12 protein-coding genes and 1 pseudogene are annotated in these 14921 nt (G+C 56.2%); 10 read left to right on the plus strand and 3 right to left on the minus strand.

The window, feature by feature from the left end:
• Positions 1–141: 141 nt before the first annotated feature.
• Positions 142–846 (minus strand): type 1 glutamine amidotransferase, encoded by a 705-nt coding sequence (locus USH94_RS01715; RefSeq protein WP_111965324.1) that lies wholly within the window; start codon positions 844–846, stop codon positions 142–144.
• A 59-nt stretch (positions 847–905) separates the two neighbouring features.
• Here USH94_RS01715 and USH94_RS01720 point away from each other — a divergent pair, with 59 nt between their 5' ends.
• The 8 genes and pseudogenes from USH94_RS01720 to USH94_RS01755 all read left to right on the plus strand — a co-directional run bounded on the left by USH94_RS01720 (position 906) and on the right by USH94_RS01755 (position 11283).
• Positions 906–1703, plus strand: a complete 798-nt coding sequence (locus USH94_RS01720; protein ID WP_111965325.1) for an AraC family transcriptional regulator — start codon at positions 906–908, stop codon at positions 1701–1703.
• 41 nt (positions 1704–1744) lie between these two features.
• Positions 1745–2677 (plus strand): tRNA dihydrouridine(16) synthase DusC, encoded by a 933-nt coding sequence (gene dusC / locus USH94_RS01725; protein ID WP_111965326.1) that lies wholly within the window; start codon positions 1745–1747, stop codon positions 2675–2677.
• A gap of 359 nt (positions 2678–3036) precedes the next feature.
• Positions 3037–4326, plus strand: coding sequence for a carbohydrate porin (locus USH94_RS01730; RefSeq protein ID WP_414146653.1), 1290 nt, complete (start codon positions 3037–3039; stop codon positions 4324–4326).
• 166 nt (positions 4327–4492) lie between these two features.
• Positions 4493–5326 carry a BglG family transcription antiterminator LicT gene (licT, locus tag USH94_RS01735; protein ID WP_111965328.1) on the plus strand — a complete coding sequence of 278 codons (834 nt, stop codon included), beginning with the start codon at positions 4493–4495 and terminating at the stop codon, positions 5324–5326.
• Between the two features lie 24 nt (positions 5327–5350).
• A pseudogene (gene bglF, locus USH94_RS01740) lies at positions 5351–7316 on the plus strand (PTS beta-glucoside transporter subunit IIABC).
• A 12-nt stretch (positions 7317–7328) separates the two neighbouring features.
• Positions 7329–8723 (plus strand): glycoside hydrolase family 1 protein, encoded by a 1395-nt coding sequence (locus USH94_RS01745; RefSeq protein WP_111965330.1) that lies wholly within the window; start codon positions 7329–7331, stop codon positions 8721–8723.
• Positions 8724–9049: 326 nt separating this feature from the next.
• Positions 9050–10468, plus strand: a complete 1419-nt coding sequence (gene mdtQ / locus USH94_RS01750) for a multidrug resistance outer membrane protein MdtQ (RefSeq protein WP_111965973.1) — start codon at positions 9050–9052, stop codon at positions 10466–10468.
• A 50-nt stretch (positions 10469–10518) separates the two neighbouring features.
• On the plus strand, positions 10519–11283 hold the full coding sequence (locus USH94_RS01755; RefSeq protein ID WP_111965974.1) for an SDR family oxidoreductase: 765 nt from the start codon (positions 10519–10521) through the stop codon (positions 11281–11283).
• Between the two features lie 522 nt (positions 11284–11805).
• Here USH94_RS01755 and USH94_RS01760 read toward each other — a convergent pair.
• Positions 11806–12378 (minus strand): DedA family protein, encoded by a 573-nt coding sequence (locus USH94_RS01760; RefSeq protein ID WP_111965976.1) that lies wholly within the window; start codon positions 12376–12378, stop codon positions 11806–11808.
• Between the two features lie 157 nt (positions 12379–12535).
• Here USH94_RS01760 and USH94_RS01765 point away from each other — a divergent pair, with 157 nt between their 5' ends.
• Entirely contained in the window at positions 12536–13123 is a 588-nt protein-coding gene (locus tag USH94_RS01765) for a Yip1 family protein (RefSeq protein WP_023312454.1), read from the plus strand.
• 167 nt (positions 13124–13290) lie between these two features.
• Positions 13291–14214: a D-alanyl-D-alanine endopeptidase gene (gene pbpG / locus USH94_RS01770; RefSeq protein WP_111965977.1), complete on the plus strand. Its 924-nt coding sequence runs from the start codon at positions 13291–13293 to the stop codon at positions 14212–14214.
• 96 nt (positions 14215–14310) lie between these two features.
• Here the strand turns inward: pbpG and USH94_RS01775 are convergent, their stop codons facing one another.
• Positions 14311–14865: a GNAT family N-acetyltransferase gene (locus USH94_RS01775; RefSeq protein ID WP_111965978.1), complete on the minus strand. Its 555-nt coding sequence runs from the start codon at positions 14863–14865 to the stop codon at positions 14311–14313.
• Between the last annotated feature and the right edge of the window lie 56 nt (positions 14866–14921).

Here is a 14921-nt window from a genome sequence, read left to right on the forward strand (position 1 = left end):
ATGTGCCACGGATCACATCATGAATTTTGAGCATACCAGACATTCCGGAATGGAACGTCCGGTATCATCTTACTGGTGCAGGCAAAGTTTAGAGGAAAGGAATTGCACTGGCGAAGTAACGCGCCAGAGAAGGCATCAGCGTCAGGCGGTCAGTTTATCGAGAAAAGAAAACAGCACCTGGTTCATTTCGCGATAATCATGCGAGCGGAGTTTTTCCGCCGTTTCGACAAAACGGAATTCACCCGCGCGGCGGAGGTCACTCTGCGAATGCTCAATCAGCAACTCTACCACCTCCGGCGTCAGCTCCATATGGCACTGGAAACCGTAAACCCGTTCGCTGTATTGCACGATCTGACGGGGGCAGCCCTCGCTGTAAGCGAGCACCTTAGCCTGTGGCGTCAACCCAGGCATATCGTTATGCCAGTGACCGACGTTCAATTCGTGGCCAAAATCCGCAAACAGCGGGTTCGCCTTGCCTGCATCGGTGAGCCTGATGGGGAATTTGCCGATCTCTTTTTCCGGGCTATGACAAAACGCAGCCCCCAGCGCTTCGCCGATAAGCTGCGAGCCAAGACAAACGCCTATCACCGTTTTACCTGCCTCTATCGCGCGGCTGATGAGTGCCTTCTCCGCCTGTGCATCGAACCAGGGGCATTCCTCAGGCGTGGTAGCGGGGGACTGCGGGCCTCCCATGATGATAAGCAGATCCGTGCGCCCCAGCTTCTCGGGTAAAGGATCGCCCTGATAAACTCTGGTGTAGCTCAGAGTATGGCCGCGGCTTTTACCCCAGATTTCATAGGCGCCCGGCGCTTCGAAATGTTCATGAATGATAAAATGAATGTGCATTGCGTCTCTCTCCGGTTACGTGTACAAGCAGCATCATAAGTGGAAGGGAGGAATGTGAAATGCCAACCGTTATCGATAAAACGCCAATTCATGACGATGACATCGGATGGTCCAGAGGGGCTATTAGCTATACGCGCGGCGAAGTGGATCCGCCTCACCAGCATTCACAGGGACAGCTTTTGTTTGCCATCAAAGGGGTGATGCTGGTCGAAACCGGCAATAAGCGTTGGGTCATACCGCCGCAGCGCGCGCTGTGGATCCCTCCCTTTCAGGAACACACCTACAGCGTGTTATCCGCAACGGAGCTGCGCGCGGTCTGGTTTAGCCCCACGCTGATATCGCAATGCGGATCTTTTAAACGGAAAGAAGAGGTTCACGTCATTATGGCGACAGCGTTGTTCAAAGAGCTGATAGCCGGGCTGTTCAGCGCGGAATACCGGCCAGCCACTCAGCGCAGCATGGCCGTTTTGCTGCTCGATATTCTCAGTGAAGCTCAGCAAATCTCGGCCGAATTACCGATGCCCGTGGATGAGCGCTTACATCGCGTTGCCTGTGACATCATTGCCAGCAATCTCTGGGATGTTTCTATGGAAAGGCTGGCGGAACAGGCCGCTATGTCTGAACGCACATTCTCACGCGCGTTTATCAAAGATACCGGCTTTAGCTTCCGGGCCTGGCGACAGCGCGCAAGGATCTGTGCCTCGCTGGACCTGCTCGCCAACGGATACCCGGTTAAGCAGGTGGCCTGGATGCTGGGGTTTTCAGGGCAGGCGGCATTTGCGGCGGCGTTTCGCGCCGTTGTCGGGGCAACTCCGGCTGACTTTCTCCCTGAACAGAAGCGCTTCCCAGCGATATAGAGAGCGGCTACTATAGCGCGTCTTTTTTCACAGGTACTGCTATGCGTGTTTTACTGGCCCCAATGGAAGGCGTGCTCGACTCCCTCGTGCGCGAGCTTCTGACCGAGGTGAACGACTACGATCTCTGCGTGACGGAATTTCTGCGCGTGGTCGATATGCTGTTGCCGGTAAAATCCTTCTACCGTCTATGCCCCGAGCTGCACAACCAGAGCCGGACATCTTCCGGCACGCTGGTGCGTATTCAACTGCTCGGCCAGTACCCCGAATGGCTGGCGGAAAACGCCGCCCGCGCGGTTGAGCTGGGCTCTTACGGTGTGGATCTCAACTGCGGCTGCCCGTCGAAGCTGGTTAACGGCAGCGGTGGCGGAGCGACCTTGTTGAAAGATCCTGAGCTGATTTACCGCGGCGCGAAAGCCATGCGTGAGGCAGTGCCCGCGCATTTGCCGGTGACGGTTAAGGTGCGCCTGGGATGGGACAGCGACGCGCGGCAGTTTGAAATCGCCGATGCGGTGCAGCAGGCCGGAGCCACCGAGCTGGTGGTGCATGGCCGCACCAAAGAAGACGGCTACAAAGCCGAGCGCATAAACTGGCATGCGATCGGCGAGATCCGCAAACGCCTCTCTATTCCGGTGATCGCTAACGGCGAAATCTGGGACTACGAGAGCGCGCAGGCCTGTCTGCAGGCCACCGGCTGCGATGCGGTAATGACCGGTCGCGGCGCCCTGAACGTCCCTAACCTCAGCCGGGTGGTGAAATATAACGAACCGCGAATGCCGTGGGCAGACGTCGTCACGCTGCTGCAAAAATACAGCCGTCTGGAAAAACAGGGCGATACCGGTTTGTATCACGTCGCGCGTATTAAACAGTGGCTGAGTTATTTACGCAAAGAGTACGATGAAGCGCTGGGGTTATTTCAGGAGATTCGGACATTACAGACTTCGGCTGATATTGCCCGGGTAATTCAGTCGAAATAATAAGCGTTAAATTGCTCACACTTTTTTAAATCAGAAAAAAGTTCAGGTTTTCAACGTGGCGCGACGGTGTTAAGGTGCCACTGTTTTCAAAGCAGGATTGTTACTGGTTAACAGGCAAAACCTAAGCGTTTCACAGCATTTTCGCTGTGGAGCGCTTAGGTTTTTTTTTTGCCTGTCGTTTACGCAGGAGAGACATTTGGCTTAGCGCTTTTTAATGATTTTAAAAACTGAATTATCGACAGGAAATAGAAAAATTTCCTGCGGCCGGTTACGCACTCAATACTCAATCACAGGTTGTTATCATGGCATATAAAAATAAACTCTATGCGTTCGCCTTATTGGCGATATCCCCGCTGTCGATGGCGCAAGACTGGAACGGTACGGTACTAGGTTTTGAGGCTCCACCGGCGCCGCTTCTCGGCAATATGCTCGGTGTGCGTAAAATTCTCAACGATAACGGCTTTACGTACAATCTCGGCTATTTGAATGAGTTCGGCTGGAACGGCGGCGGTGGCTATAACCACGACTCCCACGTGGCCTATATTGACCAGTTCGCGCTGACCTTCAACCAGGACCTGGAGCGCTGGACCGGTATCCCGGACGCGCGTATCGAGGGAAACATCGTTAACCGCAACCACAATGACGATCTCACCACCAAACGCGTGCAGGATCCGCGCGTCAACTTCAACGATCTGACCCAAGAGAGCTGGGGCGGGCAGTCGATTACCCGTCTGGGCTGGCTGACCTTTGCCCGCAGCTTTGACGACCGGCGTCTGACCTGGCGCATAGGGATGATGAACAAGGTACAGACCTTCGATCAAATTATCCCCTGTGATTTCCAGCTGCTGTCCCAGTGCGGCGGAAAGTCCGCCAACTCGCTGACCTGGAACAACTGGAACGTGCACACCTGGGGCACCACGCTTGCCTATAAACTCACGCCGACGCTGACCTTAAAAGGCGGCGTGATGGAGCAGAATCCGCAGGCCGCCAGCCGCAGCCATGCGTGGAGCTGGTCGACGAAGGGCAGCAAAGGGATCTTACTGCCGGTTGAAATCGAAGCGCGTCCGCTGATTAACGGCCTGCCGGGCGCGTACAACCTGGGCGTGGTATTTACCAACGCGCCGCAAACCGATCTCTATCGCGGCAAATCGGGTGGGGCGGGGGCGACGGACCCGGACGGATTCGATACGCACAGCCGGACCTGGTTTATGTACGCCGGACTGAACCAGCAGCTAACGCAGCATCAGGACGATCCGAATCGCGGGTTGAGCACCTCGTTCAGCATGAGCCTTGCGGAGCAGAGCAGTAACTACATGCACCAGGTATACGCCGCCTCGCTGCGCTACCGCGGGCTGTTTGATGCGCGACCGGAAGACTGGATTGGCTTTGGCTTAACCTGGATTGATATGAGCAGCCAGTACGCCCGCAACCAGCGTTATCTGAACAGCCTGAGCGGCGTTAGCGATTACAACAATCCTGCATATCACCCGGTGCCGGGCCATTCCCTGAACGGTGAGTTTTACTACCGTTTTCGTCCGGCGTCATGGCTAGAACTACAGCCGGGCATTCAGTACTGGTACCATCCCGGCGGGGTCAGCCGCACCCAGGATGCCTGGGTCACCGAGCTGAAAACGGTGGTGACCTTCTGATATCACCGTAGCAAGTTCGATCCGCGTCACGTTTCTGACGCGTGACGCATTGAGGCTACGAATGAAACTGATAGAGTGCCAGAACTGGATTGTTACTGCTTATGCAGGCAAAACCTGATTTTCTGGCATCTGCCGGAGGTCAGGTTTTTTTGTTTCTGGGGTTCCGATGAAAATCGCCAAGATACTCAATAATAACGTGGTGGTTGTTCAGGATGAGCGCGGGCGCGAACAGGTGGTGATGGGCCGTGGGCTGGCCTTTCAGAAGCGCGTCGGTGAAGCGCTGGATACCGCGTTGGTTGAAAAGGTGTTTGCGTTACAAAGCGATGAACTGGTGCGTCGGCTTGGGGAGCTGCTGAGTCAAATTCCGCTGGAGGTGATGACCACCTGCGACCGCATCATCGGGCTGGCGGCGCAGCGGCTGGGCAAGCTGCAGGAGAGCTTGTATATCACCCTCACCGATCACTGCTTCTTTGCTATTGAGCGGCAGAAGAACGGGCTGGCCATCAAAAACGTGCTGCTGTGGGATATTAAACGGCTGTATCCGAAGGAGTTCGAGTTAGGGCAGGAGGCGCGGGCCATTATCGCCAGACGCCTGAACGTCGAACTGGAGGAGGATGAGGCCGGTTTTATCGCGCTGCATCTGGTCACCGCGCAGCTGAACAGCGAAATGCCGGAGGTGATGCACGTGACGCGGGTGATGCAGGAGATCCTCCAGCTGGTGAAGTATCAGCTGCAGCTTGAGTATGACGAAGAGTCGCTCAGCTATCAGCGTTTTGTCACCCACCTGAAGTTTTTTGCCCAGCGGATGCTCACCCGCACCGTGGTGGAAGATGACGATGTCTCGCTGCATACGGCAGTAAAAGACAACTACGCGAAAGCGTGGAAATGCGCCGAGAAAATCGCCCAGCACCTGAACAAAAGCTATCAGCGTGAGCTGACGACCGAAGAAATTATGTTCCTCGCCATTCATATCGAGCGGGTGAGAAAAGAGGGGCGTTAAGCCTCAAAACAGGATTGTTACTGCATCACGCAGGCAAAACCTGAGCGCGGCCTTCGTCAGAAGGCCGTTCTCGGGTTTTTTTATTTTTGTACTCAGTCAACAGGTGCCTGCGGGCATCGGATGTAAGGAAATCGAGATGGAATACCAGGCTTTAGCGAAGGATATTCTCGGCCACGTTGGCGGAAAAGAGAACATCGTCAGTCTTGTGCACTGCGCGACCCGGCTTCGCTTCAAACTTAAAGATAATCAACGCGCCGATGCGGAAGGGCTCAAGAAAAACCCGGGCGTGATCATGGTAGTCGAAAGCGGCGGCCAGTTTCAGGTGGTGATTGGCAACCACGTTCACGACGTCTGGCAGGCGGTGCGCAATGAAGCAGGCCTTACCGACGACGCGCCCGTCGCGGAAGAGAAGGGCGAAAAGGGGAACCTGCTGGGCCGCCTGATTGACATCGTCTCCGGGATCTTCACCCCGTTTATCGGCATTCTGGCCGCGTCCGGTATTCTGAAAGGGCTGCTGGCGCTGGCCGTGGTATGCGGCTGGCTCACGACCGGGAGCGGCACGTATAAAATCTGGTTTGCCGCCAGCGACGCACTGTTCTTCTTCTTCCCGATGGTGCTGGGCTATACCGCCGGGAAAAAATTCGGCGGCAACCCGTTTATTACCATGGTGATCGGTGGGGCGCTCACCCATCCGGTAATGATTGCGGCGTTTAACGCCAGCCAGCAGCCGGGCGCGGTGTCGGACGCCTTTTTGGGCATCCCTGTCACCTGGTTCAACTATAGCTCGTCGGTGATCCCGATTATTCTCGCCGCGTGGGTGAGCTGCTGGCTTGAAAAACAAAGCACCAGGCTGCTGCCTTCCTCGATGAAAAACTTCTTCGCGCCGCTGATCTGTCTGGGTGTGACCGTGCCGCTGACTTTCCTCGTTATCGGGCCGCTGGCGACCTGGCTGAGCCAGCTGCTGGCGAACGGCTATCAGAGTATTTACGTTCTGGCGCCGTGGCTGGCGGGTGCGGCGATGGGCGCGCTATGGCAGGTCTGCGTTATTTTTGGCCTGCACTGGGGGCTGGTGCCGCTGATGATTAACAACCTGGCGGTGCTGGGGCATGACTCCATGCTGCCCATGCTCTTGCCCGCGGTGTTTGGTCAGGTGGGGGCGGCGCTGGGCATTTTCCTGCGCACCCGCGATGCGCGTCAGAAAATGCTGGCCGGTTCATCCGTGACGGCAGGTATTTTCGGTATCACCGAACCCGCAGTGTATGGCGTAAACCTGCCGCTGCGCCGTCCGTTTATTTTCGGCTGCGTGGCGGGGGCTATCGGCGGGGCGATTGTCGGCTTTAGTGACACCCACGTTTACTCTTTCGGCTTCGCCAATATCTTTACTGTCGCCCAGATGATCCCACCGGGCGGCGTGGACGCCACGCTGTGGGGCGGCATTATCGGTACGGTGGTGGCGCTGGTATTGAGCTGCGGCCTGACGCTGGTCGCCGGTATGCCAGGAAACACCGCGCCAGAAGGGGTGGTCACCGCGGGCGAAAACGATGTGCTGGCACCGATGACCGGTACCGTTCTTGCGCTCGACCAGGTGCCGGATACCACCTTTGCCAGCGGCCTGCTGGGCAGCGGTGCCGCGATTATTCCCTCCGATAACAAAGTGGTTGCCCCGTTTGCCGGCGTTGTGGCCTCGCTGTTCCAGACCAAACACGCAATTGGGCTGCTTAGCAACAGCGGGATTGAAGTGTTGATCCACGTGGGTATCGACACCGTGAAGCTCGACGGCAGGCCGTTTACCGCCCATGTAAAGGTCGGTGACAAGGTGCAGCCCGGCGATCTGCTGCTGGAGTTTGACCGACAGGCGATTATCGATGCCGGATACGACCTGGCGACCCCGATTATTATCAGTAACAGCGATGAGTATCGCGACGTGGTGACCGTGGCGGCAACGTCCGTCAGTGCCGGTGCGCCGTTACTCAGCGTAAGCCATCAATAACAGGAGAACGTGATGAATACTTTCCCGGACGATTTTTTATGGGGCGGCGCGGTTGCCGCGAATCAGGTAGAGGGCGCGTATCTGGAAGAGGGAAAAGGGCTGTCCACCTCAGACGTTCAGCCGCGCGGTGTCTTTGGCCCGGTGGTTGAGCGCGTGGCGGGTGACAGCGGCATCAAGGATGTTGCCATCGACTTCTATCATCGCTATCCGGAAGACATCAAACTGTTCGCTGAGATGGGCTTTAGCTGCCTGCGCGTCTCCATTGCCTGGACCCGCATTTTTCCGAACGGCGATGAGCAGCAGCCTAACGAGGCGGGGCTGGCGTTTTACGACCGGCTGTTTGACGAGCTTGCTGCGCACAACATTACCCCGCTGGTGACGCTGTCGCATTACGAAATGCCGTGGGGGCTGGTGAAGCAGTACGGCGGGTGGGGCAGCCGCCAGACTATCGGCTTCTTTGAACGCTATGCCCGTACCGTGTTCGTGCGCTACAAAGAGAAGGTGAAGCTCTGGCTGACCTTCAACGAGATCAATATGTCTCTGCACGCGCCGATGACCGGCGTGGGCCTGCCGGAAACCAGCAGCAAAGGTGAAGTGTATCAGGCAATCCACCATCAGCTGGTTGCCAGCGCGCTGGCGGTGAAGGCCTGCCACGAGATCATTCCTGATGCCAGAATTGGCAACATGCTGCTGGGCGGCCTGATGTATCCGCTGACCTGCAAGCCGGAAGATGTTCTGAAGACGCTGCAGGAAAACCGCACCTGGCAGTTCTTTGGCGACGTGCAGTGCCGCGGCGCCTACCCGGGGTATATGCAGCGCTTCTTCCGCGACAGCGGTATTCAGCTTGAGGTCACGGACGCCGACCGCGAGGCGCTGAAATCGACCGTCGATTTTATTTCCTTCAGCTACTACATGACGGGCTGCGTTACAGCGGATGAAGCTCTCAACCAGCAGGCGCGTGGCAACATCCTGAGCATGGTGCCAAACCCGCATCTGGCCAGTTCCGAATGGGGCTGGCAGATTGACCCCATCGGCCTGCGTACCCTGTTAAACGTGCTCTGGGATCGCTATCAGAAGCCGCTGTTTATCGTGGAAAATGGCCTCGGGGCGAAGGATAAACCGGATGCGGACGGTGTGGTGCAGGATGACTATCGCATCAGCTACCTTAACGACCATCTGGTACAGGTGCGTGAGGCAATTGATGACGGCGTTGAGGTGATGGGATATACCAGCTGGGGGCCAATCGATCTGGTGAGCGCGTCTAAAGCTGAACTCTCTAAGCGCTACGGCTTTATTTACGTCGATCGCGATGACAGCGGAAAAGGCACGCTGGCGCGCAGCCGCAAAAAGAGCTTCTACTGGTATAAAGAGGTTATTGCTACGAAAGGGGCTTCGCTGAAAGCCTGATATCATGGACGTTGCCCGGCGATGCGCCGGGCAACGGAATCAGAAAATCATCTTGAATACACCGGTAACCACTAACAGACCTATCAGAAATATAATCAAAATAACCCACAGTAATATTTTCATTCCCTTCTCCCGCTCATGTATGTCCTGAATAAGTGTAGCAGCGTATTTATGGTTGGCATGAATGTATTAAATTTAATCATTATTTTTAGGAATAAATTTCCGTGTATTAAGATGTATGACAATTTGCGGATTGCCACGCGTTACTAAAAAAATGAATGACACTGAGCGTAACGTGCGCCTTTATTTTTTGAGTTTATGGCGTCATGAAACGTTCTCTTATTTTTTCTCTGAGTGCTCCCTTCGTTTTTATTCTTGCAGCCTGTGCGCCTGAACATGCCACAGTATCCCCCATTAAAACGCAAACCGCTGCGGCGTCGGTGAATACGCAGCTTCGTCATACCGACTGGCCGAAAAATGAGTGGTGGAAAGAGTATAACAATCAGGAACTTAACGGCCTTATTGCTAAAGCATTGAGCGATGCGCCTGATATGCAGATTGCCCGTCAGCGCATTACGCTTGCCGAAGCCCAGGCCAAAGCCGTAATGGCAGCCGACGGTCCGCAGATTAATTTTTCCGCCGATGCGGAACGTCAGAAAATGTCCGCCGAAGGGCTGATGGGGCCGTTTGCCTTTACCGACCCGGCTGCAGGCACCACCGGGCCGTGGTATACCAACGGCACCTTTGGCCTGACCGCAGGCTGGGATCTCGATCTGTGGGGAAAAAATCGCGCCCGGGTCGAGGCCCGGATTGGCAAAGTGAATGCGCAAAAAGCGGAGCTGGAACAGACGCGTCAGCTGCTGGCCAGCAGCGTGGCGCGGCTCTACTGGGAGTGGCAAACGCAGGCCGCCGTGGGGGAGGTTCTCGCCCAGATCAAACATGAGCAGGATAATATTATCGGTGCCGATCGCGAGCTGTATCAACACGGCATCACCTCCTCCGTGGAGGGCGTCGAAACGGATATCAACGCCAACAAAACCGAAGCGCAGCTGGCAGAAGTCAACGGGAAGATGAAAGCCGTTGAGGCGCGCCTGGTCGCGCTGACGAACGCCTCTTCCGTGACGCTGACGCGGCACGCCTTGCCGACGGTGGAAGCCTCGTTACCGTCGACGCTCGGCTATGAACTGCTGGCACGTCGTCCGGATCTTCAGGAGGCGCACTGGTATATCGAAGCCTCTATGAGCGAAGTGGAGGCTGCCCGAGCGGCTTTCTACCCTGACGTGAACCTGATGGCATTCTTACAGCAGGATGCCCTGCACCTGAGCGATCTGTTGCGCTCTTCCTCGCAGCAGATGGGCATGACCGCCGGGCTGACGCTGCCGATTTTCGACAGCGGCAGGCTGAACGCCAGCCTGGATATCGCTCAGGCGCAGAATAATCTCTCGGTGGCGAACTACAACAAAGCGGTGGTCGAAGCCGTCAATCAGGTGGCACGCACGGCCAGTGAAGTCGAAACGCTGACGGCGAAGAACAGCCACCAGCAGCAGGTTGAAAAAGATGCGGCACGCGTTGTGGCGCTTGCCCAGGCGCGTTTCAGCGCGGGGATCGTTGCGGGCTCTCGGGTCAGTGAAGCCAGAATACCGGCCCTCAAAGAACACCTCGAAGGATTACTGTTAAAGGGGCAGTATGTCGACGCCACGCTGCAGCTGACCTCGGCGCTGGGCGGTGGCTATCATCATGGCTAAAAAAGGTCATTATCTATACTTACCTCTTTGCAGTTTTTCAGGAGGTGAGTATGACCAGAGTAGCGATTGTGACCGCATCGGATTCCGGGATCGGTAAAACCACGGCGCTGATGCTTGCAGAGCGCGGGTTTGATATTGGCGTCACCTGGCATTCGGATGAAAAAGGGGCGCTGGAAACCTGCCGAGAAGTTGAAGCGCAGGGGCAGCGCGCAGAGGCTATCCATCTTGACTTAAGCACACTGCCGGAAGGCGCAGAGGCTATTGAAACGCTGATTGCGCGTTTTGGCCGGCTGGACGTGCTGGTCAATAATGCGGGTGCGATGACCAAAGCGCCGTTCCTTGAAATGCCGTTTGACGACTGGCGGAATATTTTCACCGTCGACGTGGACGGCGCGTTTCTCTGTTCACAAATTGCCGCCCGGCAGATGGTGAAGCAGGGGGAAGGGGGGCGAATTGTGAACATTACCTCGGTGCATGAGCACACGCCGCTGCCGGAGGCGAGCGCCTACACGGCGGCAAAACATGCGCTCGGCGGGTTAACCAAATCCATGGCGATGGAGCTGGTTAAGCACAATATTCTGGTGAATGCCGTCGCGCCGGGTGCCATTGCCACGCCGATGAATGACATGGACGACGGCGAAGTGAAGGAAGGCTCAATGCCGGAAATACCGCTGGCAAGGCCGGGCCACACTAAAGAGATTGCCAGCCTGGTGGCGTGGCTTTGCGACAGCGACGCCAGCTATACCACAGGGCAATCGTTTATCGTCGACGGGGGCTTTATGTTGGCGAACCCGCAGTTTAAGCCGGAGGGGTAGTAACCTTTCTCCCTCTCCCTCTCCCTCTCCCTCTCCCTTGAGAGAGAGGGCTGGGGTGAGGGGGAACATACGGCTGTAGTGGTCATTCCGTTCACTTCATGTTCCTTGCTACTCTGTAACAGCATGACCTGTGAACGTGCCAGGGCGGCTCAATCGCCGCCGCCCTGGCGACCCGGGCTCCCGGCGGTAAATCGCCGCTTCGCGGATTGCTCGCCCCATCCCTGGGGCTCACCCTTTCCGGGCCAGCGCAGGCGCTGTCCAAAATTGCTCCCGGCAATTTTGTCCTCAGCTTATTCCTTCAGGCTATCGGGTCGGGCATGAGCCTGCATCCCTGCAGGCCACGCCCTCTCGGCGCATCCCTGCGCCTCGCCCCGGCCTTACGGAAACGCTTCGGCGATTTACAGCCGGACCAGGGCGTCGCTGTAAGTGATTAATTTTGCGAAGCAACGTTCATCGCTTCAGGTAAAAAAATACTGGGGATTCCTCAGCCCTGTGGGGTAGGGTGAGGGCATCAGGCCGCACTCACTCCTCATCCCGCGTCTTTTCCCGGTGCTTCAGCCACAGTCGAACCCCAACCACCGCCACAACCACAAGAATCAACCACGCCCAGTGCTTCAGGTGCTGGTCGAGATTATGCAGCCATGGCGCAATCACTTCGCCCCCTGCGTAACCGAGCGTTGTAAAGATCAGCGCCCAGGCAACCGCGCCCACAATATTGAGTGGCAGAAAAATTTTTGGCGGCAGATGACTGGCACCAATCAGTATCGGCCCGATAATGCGAAAGCCATACATAAAGCGCGTGCCAATGACGAACAGATAGGGATGACGTTGAATGAGCCGCTGAGCGCGGCGGATTTTCTTTTGATGCTTTGCGAAGCGTTTAAGCAGCGTTGGCCCAAAGCGCAGTCCCAGAAAGTAGAGCAGCTGATCGCCAATCATTCCACCCAGCGCGACCGCGGCAACGACCAGCGGGAACTTCAGTAATCCCTGATGTGCGGCGACGCCCCCTAACAGCGTGATGGTTTCACCTTCTGCTACGCTGCCGATGACCAGCGCGGCATATCCATATTGTTCAATGAGTGCGTTAATATCCATTACGTAAATGTTATCTCCCTCAGCGTACCTCGTTTAATCATATACCCCATGAATCAACAGCGGGGAAATCAACGGAAATTTCCCACTGTACATAAAATAATCTAAAGCCTGCATTATACTTAAGGTATCGCTGACGGGCCGACAACAAGGGGGCGCTATGAACCATGTCTGGGGACTTTTCTCCCATCCCGATCGTGAAATGCATGTCATTAAAAGTGAGAACGAAACGGTCTCGCATCATTACACGCACCATGTGCTGCTGATGGCTGCGGTGCCGGTAATATGCGCCTTTATCGGAACAACACAAATCGGCTGGAACTTCGGTGACGGCACCGTAGTTCAGCTTTCCTGGTTTACCGGGCTTTATCTGGCCATCGTTTTTTATGGCCTGATGCTGGCGGGTGTGGCGGTTATGGGGCGCGTCATACACTGGATGGCGCGTAACTATCCGCAGCGTCCATCGCTGGCGCACTGTATGGTCTTTGCCGGATATGTCGCGACCCCGCTGTTCTTAAGCGGTATTGTTGCGCTCTATCCACTGGTCTGGCTGTGCGCGCTGATCGGTACCATTGCCCTCTTTTACACCGGGTATCTGCTGTATCTGGGGGTTCCAACCTTCCTGAATATCAATAAAGAAGAAGGCCTGAGTTTTTCCAGTTCAACACTCGCCATTGGGGTGCTGGTGCTGGAGGCGCTACTGGCGCTGACGGTTATTCTTTGGGGTTACGGATACCGTCTCTTCTGAGTTCACTGCATTGCTGGCGTAAATGCCAGCAATGCAGCATCTGTTCACGATTATCCACTGGCGACAACGCCCGGTGACCGCTATGATGCCGAAGCCAGCCTGTGTTTATCCGTTGATACAGGCGGTGTACGTCATGACGTGCGTGAATAATTATCAGAAGTCTCACCATGCAGAAATTCCGAGTCTCTTTACTTAGCCTGGCGCTGCTGCTGGGCGCGTCCGCTGCCGTGCCGGCCGTCGCCAAAACGCCCGCGGTGAGCGCCGCCGCTGCTCAACCGCAAATTGCGTCCGGCAGCGCGATGATTGTCGATCTCAACACCAATAAGGTGATCTACGCCAGCCATCCGGACCTGGTGCGCCCGATCGCCTCAATTACCAAATTAATGACCGCGATGGTGGTGCTTGATGCACATCTGCCGCTGGACGAAAAATTGAAGGTGGATATCAGCCACACGCCGGAGATGAAGGGGATCTACTCTCGCGTGCGTCTGAACAGTGAAATCAGCCGTAAAAATATGCTGCTGCTGGCGCTGATGTCGTCTGAAAACCGGGCGGCGGCGAGCCTGGCGCACCACTATCCGGGCGGCTACGACGCCTTTATCCGCGCGATGAACGCGAAAGCCAAAGCGCTGGGGATGAACAATACGCACTACGTTGAACCGACGGGGCTGTCGATCAACAACGTCTCCACGGCGCGCGATCTGACGAAACTGCTGATTGCCAGCAAACAGTATCCGCTGATTGGTCAGCTCAGTACCACCCGTGAAGAGATGGCGACCTTTGCGAACCCGGCCTATACGCTGCCGTTCCGCAATACTAACCATCTGGTTTATCGGGATAACTGGAATATTCAGCTAACGAAAACCGGCTTTACCAACGCGGCAGGGCACTGTCTGGTGATGCGCACCGTGTTTAACGGTAAGCCGGTGGCGCTGGTGGTGATGGATGCCTTCGGCAAATATACCCACTTCGCGGACGCGAGCCGCCTGCGCACCTGGATTGAAACCGGAAAAGTGCAGCCTGTACCGGCCGCGGCATTGACGTATAAAAAGCAGAAAGCCGAGCAGATGGCGACGGCGCAGAACGATTAGGTAAAAGCAAAACGGTAACGCATGTTACCGTTTTTTATGTTTTCTCCCTCTCCCTGTGGGAGAGGGCCGGGGTGAGGGCATCAGACCGCACTGCGTTTATTCCGGCAGCGTCCAGTCACCATCGTTGAGCGGGCGCTGCATAATCACCGTATCCCGCCAGTCGCCTTTCTTATACCCCACGCTGCGCAGCTGACCGACAATCTCGAAGCCGTGCTTTTTATGCAGCCGCAACGAGCCGGCATTATTATTGCCATCTCCCACCACGGCAATCATCTGCCGCCACGGCCCTTGCTCGCAGCGTTCAATCAACGCATCCATCAGTGCCGAGCCAAAACCGCGCCCGGTGATGCTGGCATCAACGTAAATCGACTCTTCCAGGGTATAGCGGTAGGCGTGTCGCGGACGGTAAGGCGTCGCGTAGCAGTAGCCCACCACGATGCCGCGATACAGCGCGATAAGCCACGGTAAACCGTTCTCAGCCACGCTTTTCATGCGATGTCGCATTTCGTCGATGGTGGGGGGGACTTCTTCAAACGACGCGCGCCCGTGAAGCACATGCCATGCATAGATCGCGGCAATAGCATGCACATCATCGGGAAGGGCGTCGCGCACTTCCAGTTCGGTCTCGGATAAAACATCAACAGCCGACATGATGTGCCTGCTCCTCGTTATAGAAAGCCGGAGAAACGTTTCTCCGGCGATAAGCA

Origin of the sequence: Enterobacter sp. 148H3, from assembly GCF_034107425.1 — a bacterium.
Classification (GTDB): domain Bacteria; phylum Pseudomonadota; class Gammaproteobacteria; order Enterobacterales; family Enterobacteriaceae; genus Enterobacter; species Enterobacter vonholyi.

Bases quoted from the DNA above. Each gene is read 5' to 3' on its own strand.
- USH94_RS01775 (WP_111965978.1), bottom strand. From the start codon at position 14,865: ATGTCGGCTGTTGATGTTTTATCCGAGACCGAACTGGAAGTGCGCGAC.
- dusC (WP_111965326.1), top strand. From the start codon at position 1,745: ATGCGTGTTTTACTGGCCCCAATGGAAGGCGTGCTCGACTCCCTCGTG.
- pbpG (WP_111965977.1), top strand. From the start codon at position 13,291: ATGCAGAAATTCCGAGTCTCTTTACTTAGCCTGGCGCTGCTGCTGGGC.
- USH94_RS01730 (WP_414146653.1), top strand. From the start codon at position 3,037: ATGGCGCAAGACTGGAACGGTACGGTACTAGGTTTTGAGGCTCCACCG.
- mdtQ (WP_111965973.1), top strand. From the start codon at position 9,050: ATGAAACGTTCTCTTATTTTTTCTCTGAGTGCTCCCTTCGTTTTTATT.
- USH94_RS01720 (WP_111965325.1), top strand. From the start codon at position 906: ATGCCAACCGTTATCGATAAAACGCCAATTCATGACGATGACATCGGA.
- USH94_RS01715 (WP_111965324.1), bottom strand. From the start codon at position 846: ATGCACATTCATTTTATCATTCATGAACATTTCGAAGCGCCGGGCGCC.
- USH94_RS01755 (WP_111965974.1), top strand. From the start codon at position 10,519: ATGACCAGAGTAGCGATTGTGACCGCATCGGATTCCGGGATCGGTAAA.
- USH94_RS01745 (WP_111965330.1), top strand. From the start codon at position 7,329: ATGAATACTTTCCCGGACGATTTTTTATGGGGCGGCGCGGTTGCCGCG.
- USH94_RS01760 (WP_111965976.1), bottom strand. From the start codon at position 12,378: ATGGATATTAACGCACTCATTGAACAATATGGATATGCCGCGCTGGTC.
- licT (WP_111965328.1), top strand. From the start codon at position 4,493: ATGAAAATCGCCAAGATACTCAATAATAACGTGGTGGTTGTTCAGGAT.
- USH94_RS01765 (WP_023312454.1), top strand. From the start codon at position 12,536: ATGAACCATGTCTGGGGACTTTTCTCCCATCCCGATCGTGAAATGCAT.